Origin of the sequence: Asticcacaulis biprosthecium C19 (assembly GCF_000204015.1) — a bacterium.
GTDB classification, from domain to species: domain Bacteria; phylum Pseudomonadota; class Alphaproteobacteria; order Caulobacterales; family Caulobacteraceae; genus Asticcacaulis; species Asticcacaulis biprosthecius.
In genome coordinates, this window is sequence record NZ_GL883078.1 from 232,715 (window position 1) to 243,527 (window position 10,813).

General features: G+C 67.4%; 7 protein-coding genes. All 7 read right to left on the reverse strand.

Going from position 1 to position 10,813, the window contains the following annotated elements:
* Window positions 1–137: 137 nt before the first annotated feature.
* From ABI_RS11670 to ABI_RS11700, 7 genes are read right to left on the reverse strand one after another with little or no spacing between them, the layout of a single operon-like run.
* The gene (locus ABI_RS11670; protein WP_006273186.1) at window positions 138–458 is read right to left on the reverse strand and encodes a hypothetical protein; all 321 of its coding nucleotides are present in this window, start codon (window positions 456–458) and stop codon (window positions 138–140) included.
* Window positions 455–2,194, reverse strand: coding sequence for a YehQ family protein (locus ABI_RS11675; RefSeq protein ID WP_006273187.1), 1,740 nt, complete (start codon window positions 2,192–2,194; stop codon window positions 455–457). The genes ABI_RS11670 and ABI_RS11675 overlap by 4 nt, the downstream gene beginning before the upstream one ends.
* Window positions 2,191–3,324 (reverse strand): VWA domain-containing protein, encoded by a 1,134-nt coding sequence (locus ABI_RS11680; RefSeq protein WP_006273188.1) that lies wholly within the window; start codon window positions 3,322–3,324, stop codon window positions 2,191–2,193. Before ABI_RS11680 ends, ABI_RS11675 begins: the two co-directional genes overlap by 4 nt.
* The gene (locus ABI_RS26460; protein WP_040309183.1) at window positions 3,321–4,733 is read right to left on the reverse strand and encodes a DUF5682 family protein; all 1,413 of its coding nucleotides are present in this window, start codon (window positions 4,731–4,733) and stop codon (window positions 3,321–3,323) included. The genes ABI_RS11680 and ABI_RS26460 overlap by 4 nt, the downstream gene beginning before the upstream one ends.
* The gene (locus ABI_RS26465; protein ID WP_157138872.1) at window positions 4,631–5,707 is read right to left on the reverse strand and encodes a DUF5682 family protein; all 1,077 of its coding nucleotides are present in this window, start codon (window positions 5,705–5,707) and stop codon (window positions 4,631–4,633) included. The genes ABI_RS26460 and ABI_RS26465 overlap by 103 nt, the downstream gene beginning before the upstream one ends.
* A 5-nt stretch (window positions 5,708–5,712) precedes the next feature.
* Window positions 5,713–6,822: an ATP-binding protein gene (locus tag ABI_RS11695; RefSeq protein WP_006273192.1), complete on the reverse strand. Its 1,110-nt coding sequence runs from the start codon at window positions 6,820–6,822 to the stop codon at window positions 5,713–5,715.
* Complete coding sequence (locus ABI_RS11700) at window positions 6,816–10,496, reverse strand: DUF4132 domain-containing protein (protein WP_006273193.1); 3,681 nt, start codon at window positions 10,494–10,496, stop codon at window positions 6,816–6,818. The genes ABI_RS11695 and ABI_RS11700 overlap by 7 nt, the downstream gene beginning before the upstream one ends.
* Between the last annotated feature and the right edge of the window lie 317 nt (window positions 10,497–10,813).

The window sequence follows — 10,813 nt, forward strand, 5'->3', positions numbered from 1 at the left end:
AAGCCCGCGCCGGTATTTCCTTGTCCGGCCCGACGTCGCGCCTTACCTCAGACAGCATTGCCGATCTCGGCGCCCAGGTCAAATCCGCCGCCGACAGCATTTCTGAGCTGATCGGCGGACGGCTGTTGGCCTGACGATCACAGTATTGGTTCCAGCCGCGGCAGGTCCAGCGTCCGCCCGCGCGCCAGGGCCACCGCATAGACCGCCGTCAGGAACGCCGGTGACGACACGTCCTTGCCGCTTTCCAATGCCGCAAGGATCGTCTGCGCCAGGGCCGGAAAGCCGGAATCGCCCAGGCGTTGGGCCTGTTGCCGCAGGGTGGTTTCGGCATGGCCGCCGCGCCGGCCCAACTCCGCCATCTCGACAAGGCTCTGCCAGGCGCCGTCCAGAACGGCCGCTGCCTGCGGCCGCGACGGCGCCGCAAAGCGCTGCGGCAATCCGGCGAATAGCGCCTTCATGTCCTGCAGCAGCCTCCCCACGCCCGGACGATCGCCCCCCCCGGCAAGGGATCGAGCCCCAGGTTGCACACCGTTGCGCCGTCCATCACCGCATAGGGCCGCAGGCGGAACACCCGGCCGTCGACCGTGGCCAGGGCCGCGACCAGGCCATCCCACCCGGCGGCGATGGCTTCCAGCGCCTTGACCATCCGGCCTGGGTCGGCACCATGCTCCAGCGATAGGCACAGCCATTGTCCGTTGGCGTCAGCCACCGGCCAGACCAGGGTCTGGGCCAGGTCATCGAAGAAGGGCCGCGCCACGCGCTGCGGCCGCAACAGCACCGGTTCCGCGCCGCGCGCTGGACCGGCAACACCACCGGCCAGACGCTCGACCAGCCTGCGCCGCAGCGCGTCCCAGTCGCCGCAGCAACACGGCCAGCCGGCGGCCTCGTCAGCCGATACCGGCCGGGTTTCGGTGACGCGAACATCCTTGCCGGCCGACAACCGTCCGTCCGGCGACACCGACGCCCCTGTGAGGCCTATCTGCGCCTGCGACACCGCCTTGATCGTCGGGCCGCCCCAAAGGCTTTCGTTGCTGTAGGCCGTCCGCGGTTCGAACCACGGATCCTGGCCGGCCCCGCGCGCCAGCGCTACGGTCAGCCACCGATCCTGGGTTGGATCGTAGAAATAGGCGGTGACGCCACGCGCACCTGACGCCGTCGACCATGCCTCCGCGCCACTGCCGTACAGTCGCAGCACCCCGGCCGCACTATAATCGCGCCGCGCCTGCCCCCGCAGCAGACTCGACCGGTCGGGATCGCCGCCATCGTCGTGCTTCAGCGCGCTGATCAGGGCGAACCCCTTGCCGCACAGGTCCAGGCAGCGGTCGGGGTCAAAGGCGAAATCGCGCGCCCGACGGCTGCGGATCTGCGCCGACAAGGCCCGCAGCAACCCTGCCAGGCGCGGCAGGGCATCAGCCCGTGACGACACCGACAGGGTGAACAGGCGCTCTTCCAGCGACAAAGGCGCCAGGTTGAAACCGACCCGCACACATTCGCCCAGGACCGCCGTCACCGCACCCAGGAACGCGGCATCGACCGGCTCGATCCCGCCGGCGACCGCAACCTCGGCCGCAGTCGCCTCGACGGCGTCGCCAACGCCGAGGTGGCGCCTGGCTACAAGGACGGCCGCGGTGTGATAGGTCTTTCGTAACGCAGGAGCGACCTTGGACACCAGGCCGTCCAGCCCCTGGCCCGGCAGGATGCGCACCTGGGGGCCGTCGCGGGGGAAAGCAACCACCAAGGCCGCACCTTCCGCAATCACGGTCGCGCCGCCTTCGAGCAGTTCGACCGCGCCGCGCCATGCCGCCTTGCCGGCCCAGCTGCGCAGGGTGTCGAGCGCTAAGGCCGCCACTTCAGCGGCGACATCCGGCGCCGCGCTTTCGCCGCCGCCAGTCTGGGTCCGCAGTATCTGGGTCTGCAGTATATGGGTCTGCAGTAAAAGGACGGCCGCCAGGCGGTGACGGCACACCCCCGGCGCCGGGCAGGTGCATCGCGCGGCCTTGGGTCCGCGCGCGTCCATGACCACCGTGTCGCCATCGGTGTCGACCGTGGCGGTGTCGCCATCGACGCTTTTCACCACCGCCTTGCCCTCTTCGACATCGCGCTGGGCGCGGCGGTGCAACCCCTTGTTGGCCACCGCGACCAGGGCCGCCTCGTCATAGCCGGCCAGCATCGCCGTCAGAGTGGGCGGGATCACGCTATCACCTCGCCCAGCCAGTCGGCAAAACGGTCGGGCGTCAAGGCAGCGACCTTCATGCCGGCCGCGGCCACTCGCTCAGCCGTCGCCCGGTCATACTCCGGCGTCGCGTCTTCCGACAGCGCCGCCAGCCCGATCATGGTCACCCGCGCCGCATTGAGCCGACGGATCGCCGCGATCAGCCGCGACGCAGGGCCGCCCTCGCAAAAGTCGGTAACTAGGGCCAGTATGGTGCGCGTCGGCTGTTCGACCAGCTGTTCACAATAGGCAACAGCCCCGGCAATGTCGGTGCCGCCGCCCAACTGTACCGACATCAGCACCGACACCGGATCGGCGGCTTCTTCGGACAGGTCGACCACGCTGGTGTCGAAAACCACCAGCCGCACATCCAGCGACGGCAGGCCGGTCAGGATAGCGGCCATGACGGCGGCATAGATGGTCGAGTCCAACATAGAGCCCGACTGGTCGACGCACAGGATGATCCGCCACGGCAGCCGCCTGCGGCTACGGCCAAAAAAGCGCAACCGATCGGCAATGATGCGCTTGCGCTCCGGATCGTAGTTCCTGAGATTGTCGCGGATAGTGGCGCGCCAGTCGAAGTTCTGCATCGACTTCTGCTGGCTGCGGCGGAAGCGGTTGGGCCGGCCGGCCAGCGCCTGTTGCACGCGCGGCCGCAGCCGCCGGACGATTTCGTCGACCACGGTGCGGGCAACTTCGCGGATCTTCTCCTGGACCTGGGGATTGGCCCTGCCCTTGAACGCCACCAGCGATTTCAGCAGGTCGCGGTTGGGCTCCAGGCTGTACAGTACCTTGGGGTCCGACAACAGCTCCGTCAGGCCCAGCGTATCGATCGCGTGGGCCTGGACGACCTCCAGCACCGACTGCGGGAACAATGACCGCACCTCGTTCAGCCAGCCCAACGCCGTGAGTTGGCTCGGGTCCAGGCTTCCGGCACGGCCGCCCTTGCCGCGGCGCAGCCCGCGCTGTTCCATCTCGCGGGCATAGAGGTAGTCGAGCGCCCGGTCGGCGCGCTGGTCGGAGCCGACCAGTCGCACAGTGTCCATGGCCGACTGAGCGTAGCCGCCCAGCACCATCCGCCACCGCCGCAGAACCTCGCTGTTGTCGGTCATGCCGCCGCCCCCTCGCCAATCCCGGCCAGGGCCAGCTCGGCCGCCACGGCGCGGTCCAGTTCCAGATTGGCGGCGAAGGCGGATTCGGTGACAGCGAAAGGCCGGGTCAGCTGAGCGGCAGCGCCCTGGCGGCGGTCGGCGACGATGCGCGCCAACCGGTCGATATCCTGCGGATCCAGCCGCGAAAAGGTCAGGCGCAGGTGCGGCAGCAGGGCGATAAAACCGTCGCCGTCAGCCTCAGCCAGAACCTCGTCCATGGCGGTGACCAGTTCCGGCACCGTCCAAAGCAGTTCGCGCGATACGGCGATTAGCCCGCCCAGATAGGCCACCCGCCCCTTGGCCTCGGCATAGGCGCCGCCCAGTTCGCCGGTGATCCGCGCCGCCAACGCCGAAGGCTCCAGCCGCCCGGCCAGGCAGGCGACGGCCGCCACCGCCCCGGCCAGGGCCGGATGCAGGTCCGCCGTCAGCAGGGCGGCGATGCCCTCGTCAAAAAGGCCGGTATCGAGCGTGTCGAGTTCGTTCGCCGCCAGTTCCACCACCTCGCGCAGGATGACCAGACCGTTGACCGCGGTCGAGACATGGTCCTCGCTGCAAGTGGCCAGATTGGGCAGGAGAAACAGAACGCGCCGCCAGGCCGCGCCGATCAGTTCCGCCAGCGGTTCGCAATTGTCCAGCCCGATCATGACGGCACTGCGCCATAGCCTCACCAAGTCACGCAGGGCCTGCGCCACACCGGCCAGTTCCGGATCGTGGGTAACCTCGTCGGCGATGAAAGGCAGGATGACGGCGGCGCGATCGCCGATCCCGGCCTGGCTGGCGGCGACGAACAGCTCGATGGCAGCGATGGCGCTGTGGCCGCGGCCATGCTCGCGCAGGTCCCTCAGGCGCCGCGCCGCCTCGGCCGCCACGGCCGATTCCAGCGTATCGCCGTCGGCCGACAACTCGATCAACCGTGCCTCGACCATGGGCGACCACATGACCGACCAGATCTCATGCAAACGATCCAACTCTACGCCCTGGCGGAAGTCCGGCCCCGCCGTCCTTTGGCCGAAACCGGCGCTTACAAAGACCAGGCCATGCAAAAAGCGGCTGGCGTCGCGGTGGCGGTCCTTGCGGTAGATGTCGAGGTCGCGGTTGCGCCGTTCACCGTCGTCCAGCATGAAGCCCAGCGAGCGCGCCCGCGCCCGCACGGCCTCGACCAGCGGCGGCGATCCGGCCGAGGGCGGTATCTCGCCCAGCGCATTGCCGGTCAGCCACGCCATCAGCTCGGCCATCACCGGCGCGGCGTCTCCGGTCTCCTCGCCCTTCAGCAGGGTCGAACGGCAGGCATCAAGGATATCGTCGCGCAGCGGCCCCGGACGGCCGCGCAGGTCGGCCAGACGGTGAGCGGCTTCCAGCGCCGACGCCATGACCGGAAACGAGGGGCGAACCCCGGCAGCCGCTCGCGCAGATGGGCCGCGAACCCGGTGATCAGGTCGGTGGCATAGGCGGAATACAGCCCCTCGCCGTCGCCGCGCCGTCGCCACAGCCCGTCGTAGAAGGCCGGCAGGGCCAGGCCGGCGCTGTAACCGGTCAGGGCATTGAGCTGGCGGTGACCGTAGCGCACCAGGTAAGCCCGGCTGCCTTTACCGGCCGCCTTTACCTTGTCCCCGGCCTTCAGGCTGCCGGCCAGGACGGGGGCGTGGAAGCCGCCGACCACGGCGACCATCGGCCCCTTCGTGTCGCTCCGCGCCCGGGCGATCAGGGCACGCATCTGGGCTTCGCGCGCCAGGGTGCCATCGGCCTCCATAGTCACCGCGTCAGTGCAGTCGCGCATATGGCGGCAATAGCTCCCGACCTCGTGGAAAAACCTGCGCCAGTCGCACCTGTGCAGTTGCGCTTCGAACAGGTGATCCCAGACCTCGTTGCCATCGCGGCAGCCCAGGCGGCGGGCCAGAGCGCGAACATAGTCGCTGCTGTTGAACGGCGCCTCGTCATGCAACAGGGCAAGCGCTTCGCCATCGCCCCCAATGGCGCGGTCGCTCATCGGCAGGTCGATAAAGGCCGCCGGAATGCCGGCCACCTTCGCCGCCACCAGGGCGGCGTATTCGGGACTGTGGGCGCTGAACGGATAGTAGCTGACAGCCCGGCGCCCACCCACCACTTTACCGCCGTCGCCCTTGCCGTCTTCAACTGAGACTATGGCCACCGGCGGCCGGGTGCCGGCATCGGCGACCAGGGCGATCAGCGGATCGAAGTCGCACGGTCCTTCGACCAGGACCCGGGCCGGCCGAATCTCGGCCAGCAGGGCCAGCAGGTGCGCCGCACAAGCCGGGCTGTGGTGGCGCACCGGCACGATGTAGAGGTCGCACGCGGCATCATACAGGCTGTAGGGTTCGGCCACGGCCGTCACACCAGCTTCAGCGCGCGGGCGGCCTGGTAGAAGTCGCGCCAGGCGCCGGACTTACCGGCACGCTCCTTGATGATGTGGTCGATATAGGCCTTGAAGCGCTTGCCGTCCTCGGCCGAGTCCTTGAGAATGACGCCCTGGATCTGACGCGCCACATGGGCGCCGGTCATGCGGCCGTCAGCCAGGAAAGCGGCGTCCAGGGCGGCGGCATGCAGCACATTGACCGCTTCGGCCGTCGACATGACGGCGTCGGGCCGGTTCAGACTGGCGCCCTCACGGGTGCGGCCGGTTCGCAGATCCTGGAAGGTCTGGACCAGCAGGTCGGCAATCTCGGCCTCGCCGGTGACCTTGATCCCGGCCGGCCCCAAGCGCTCGGCCAGTTGGCGCAGCACCAGTTCGCGCTCGAAAGCCGGATCCTCGATCGGCCGCACTGTCTCGAAATTGAAGCGGCGTTTCAGGGCGCTCGACATCTCGTGCACGCCGCGGTCGCGCAGGTTGGCGGTGCCGATGATGTTGAAGCCCGGCCGGGCAGCGACGGCGCAGTCGGCGCCCAGTTCCGGCACGGCCAGGGTTTTTTCCGACAGGATCGAGATCAGGGCGTCCTGTATTTCCGGCGGGCAGCGGGTGATTTCCTCGACCCGCACAATGCGGCCGTCGCGCATGGCAGTCAGCACAGGCGACGGCACCAGCGCCTTCTCGCTTGGCCCTTCGGCCAGCAACAGGGCATAGTTCCAGGCGTAGCGGATATGGTCCTCGGTCGTGCCGGCCGAACCCTGGACGACCAGACCGGAACTGCCGCTGACCGCCGCCGCCAGCAGTTCCGACAGCATTGACTTGGCCGTACCGGGCTCACCGACCAGCATCAGGCCCTGGCTGCTCATCAGGCTGACGATGGCGCGGTCGACCAGCGGATCGTCGCCGTAGAACTTTCGCGACACATTCAGCTTGTCGTCGCCCAGGATAAACCGCCGCACGGCCCGGGCACTCAGCTTCCAGCCCGGCGGGCGTGGGGCGTCGTCGCGTGCGCCCAACCGCTCCAATTCCTCGCCGTACCGGATTTCGGCCGGCTGACGCTGGACTTCGGACAAGACCTCAGTATGGCTTACCATGGCGTCTTCTTCTCCCACTGGGGATCGAATCCCGTCCCCTTGGCAGCTATGTCGTACAGGTCCTGCCAGGTTTCCGCCAGCAGGACCGGCGGCACATCGCCCAGCACGACGGTCGCGCCGTGCCAGTTGCTGTTACGCTTGATGCGGGCGAAATTCAGTTCGAACAGGGCCGCCGGCAGGTTCTCCTCGGGCAGGGGACTGCCGCTGAAGTGGATCAGAGCGATCAGGCCGGCCGCAACATAACGGCGCTCATAGGTCACGAACACGCCGCCGTCTTCGGCTGTGCCGCGAACATAACCCTGGCGGATCGCGGCACCGCGCAGCTTGAAGGTCTCGATCATCCAACCCTTGCGGTCAGTGATATCGCGGGCCGTACGCTGTTCGGGTGCTAACTTCGGCAGGTCGCGGCCGAACTGATCGAAGGGCGAGGTGACCTCATAATCGGCCAGGTGGGTCCGCCACGCCGCCGCCACGTCGGCGGGCACCAGCAGGCTGTGGCCCAATTGGACCAGGACAAAGCGCGACAGATCGACCGTGTTATCACCGGTATCGGTAAGGCTGTTGTCGTCCAGCGGCCGGAAGGTGTCGAGGCAATTGCCGTCCGCGTCCAGCCCCATCCACACCAAACGCCGCGCCAGGCGGGCGACCAGGGGATGGCCCAGTATGTACAGGTTCCAGTCATCGGCTGGCCACCGCCGCTCCAGACACATGGCTTCACGCAGTCGCGCCGTCTGGTCCGGCACCACCTGCTTGATCTCCTTGCGAGCATTGGCCAGCAGTTTCTTGGCCTCGTCCAGCAGCGGCTTCTCGTCGTCGATGCGCGCGGTTGGCAGCGCCTTGACCGGCTGGCCGGAGGTATTGAGCAGGACCAGGCTTTCGCTTTCGTCGACCACCATGCGATAGGTCCGGTCGTTGCCGCAATCGATCTCCGCCGCGCCGGTTTCGTCGAGCCCGGCGGTCGGAATGGTGCGATCGGCCAGTTCCTCGGCCGTCCAGCCGCGGCGCGTGGCAATGGCATCGATCAGTTCGGCGGCCAGGGCCTGGACCGATCGCGCCTTGAAGCGGTTAGCGGTGGCCAGCACCACCTGGATGGCCGCGCCCGACGGGTTGGCGGCCAGGGCTTCCAGCAGGGCCTTGCATTGCGACACCCGGGCGCCGTGATTTTTCAGGTAGGCCTTGGCGGCCCGGGCGGCGTCGGCGCCGCCGACCCGCGTGGTCAGGGCCAGCAGGCCCTTGTTGTCGGCGGCGCTGCCGAGGTAGATTCGGAGCTGCTCGTTTTTCAACTGGGCGAACAGCCGGTCGCGGTCGGTGATGTAGTATTCGGCCGCCTGGGGATAGCTCTTCACCATCGCCAGATTGGACTGCAGCCGCGAATCGACTTGTGACAGGGCGTAGGCATTGGCCTCTTCCTGGGTGGGGGAGCGCGTATCCTGGTCGATCCAGGCGGTGAGAACGTAGCGCCCCAGCCGGTCGGCGTCGCCGGGCGCCAGCCGGTCCAGCCACATGTCGATCAGGGCGTTGCCGCCGGGCTGTTTCAGCTTGTTGGCCAGGACCGCCCACCACCGCACCAGGACCGGATCGACCGGACGGCCGTCGCGCCACTTCAGCGCCGGCAGGTTGTCGAGCGACAACCATTCAAGTCCTTTACCACCGGCCTTGGCCAGACCGGCTTCGGCGTCCTTTTTCATCAGGGCCGGGTCGAACAGGTCCGACACATCGTCGCCCAGCCGTTCCAGCGCCGAGATGATCGCGGCCTTGCCGATATCACTCTTTTCGCCCTTCTGCGCCTGGCGCAGCGGCGTGACGGCGGTTTTGTTACCGCGCTGGCCCAGCCATTCGGCGGCGCCGGCGCGGACCTCCTGCTTGCTGTCGCCCAGCAGGTGCAGGATCGAACCGTCGATATCGGGCGCGCCAGCCAGCAGCTTGCGCGCCTCGCCTCTCGGACCCTTGCGCGTACCGGTGGCGATGGTCATCAGCGGCATCAGCAGACGCTGCGGCACCTTGGGCAGGACGGCCAGCAGGTCCAGCGCCACGCCCAGGTTCAGTTGGGTTGGACCCGATTGCGGCCTGAACCCCAGAGCCTCCTCGATCAGGTCAAGGTTCTCGGCAACCAGCGGCCACAGATGGTCGCCCTCGACATTGTCGATGGGATTGCCCCAGCTCGTGGCCAGGGCTGCCTCGATGGCATTGCCGCTGATCTTCCTGTCCTGACGGGGCGCCCACATCGCCTGGACCGTGCGCAGGTCGGCGCCATTGTGGATGCGGCGGCGCAGTTCCACGCTGGCGGGGCTTTCGGCGTAGGGCGCATAGATGGCCAGCAGGTCGCCATAGGTGGTGGCGCGGGCGATAATCGTGACGTGACGCAGGGTCAGGTGCGGCGAAGCGAAGAAGGCGTCGATCCCCGACCGGTCGATGGCGACGCGGATCTGCATCCACTCGAAGGGATTGTCGCTGTGATGGAAATTGCCGGACTGGGCCCTTTGCTTCATCTGGCGGATTGTGTCGCCGGTGACCGGCCGATGCTGCTTGCTCCAGTGCCAGCGTTCAGTCTTGGCCTCCTGGCGGCCCTTTTCCAGCACCTGGTTGAAGCTCTGGATCGACGGCTTCAGCAGGTCCATGACGGCATCCGGCACTTCGGAGACCTCGGGTGGCGGCGGGGCGGGCAAGAGCTCGACCAGGCTGCCATCCAGGGCAATATAGCCGCCGGTGACCGCCGCCGGTACATCTGTGGCGACCGCGACCAGGTTTTGCTTCATTTGGGCGGCGTCGATTGCAGCAAGCACCTTGGGCGCCGTGGTCGTGGCGCGCCAGCCCTGCAGCAGGCTGTCATTGCCGGCGCCGAGCGTCCGCGACACCAGGTTCACCAGTTCGACGGCGGCGCCGGGCGCGGCAACCGGAAATCGCTGTTCCAGGGCGGCGGCCAGGGCTTTTGGATCGGCGCCGGTCAGGGACTTGTAGGCGGCTTCCTTGACCGTCTTGGCCGACGCTGTCGCCGCGTCGATCAACAGGTCGAGATATGGGCCGGTCTGGCCAAAACGGCCAATCGCGGCGACCAGCAGCGATCGCGGCGCCGCGCCGAGTTTCGGTGCGGCGGCGATGACCTCGGCGGCATGGGCGGCCAACCAAGGCTTGGTACCAGTGAACAGGCCCGTGCAGTCAGGGTGGTTGTAATTGCGCGGATTGTTGCCGAACAGCAGGTCGAGTATGGCCTCCATTCCCGCGCCATGTCCGGTAGCCAGGTCGTGGAAGTCGTCCATGTTCGAGATCGTGCCGTCGTGCCGCGCCTGCATCGACAGGACATGGCGCAGCCAGCCGGGTGAAGTCGCTGTGCCCATCATGCCCCAGTCCCTGCCGCTGCCCAGCGGGTGCAGGGCGGACATGATCTCGCCCAGCCGGTGCTGCTGGGCATGGCTCCAGGCGACCCCGCCTTTGAAGATCGGGTTCTTGTCGACGTTCCACCTCCAGTGGCCGCCATTGTGCTCCCAGTAGGTCTGGACCGCCTGGGTTGACAGGGTCGACAGGACGCTGCTGCCGCTATCCTTTACAACATAATGGGCGATGTCGCGCGACAGACCGGCGCGGTGCTTGTCGAGGCCGGCGAAGGCGGCGCCGACCCGGGCGACCGCGTCGCCCTCGTTGCCGCCACCACCAAAAAGTTTCCGCAGAAAATCCATCTCGCCCCCCTGTTTGTTGAATCGCCGGACATCTCCGCCATTTAGGTGAAGAATTTACCGGTAATCAATGGCGCCGTGGTCACAAAAACTCGCAATAAACCGCCTTTCGCGGCATCCAAAGCGGAAACCGAATCGCCTTTTAATTGCAGTTAACCATTTCGTCAGCAACTAAAGCAGACGATACTCTATTCGAACTTGCCCTTTTCGCCTGAGGTTCAAGGATGTCATTTGATATGCGTCTGACCATCCGCCCGATCATAACCGCTCTGATGGAAGCCACCCTCTCCGACCCGAACGCCCTGCGCGCCGACCTGGAC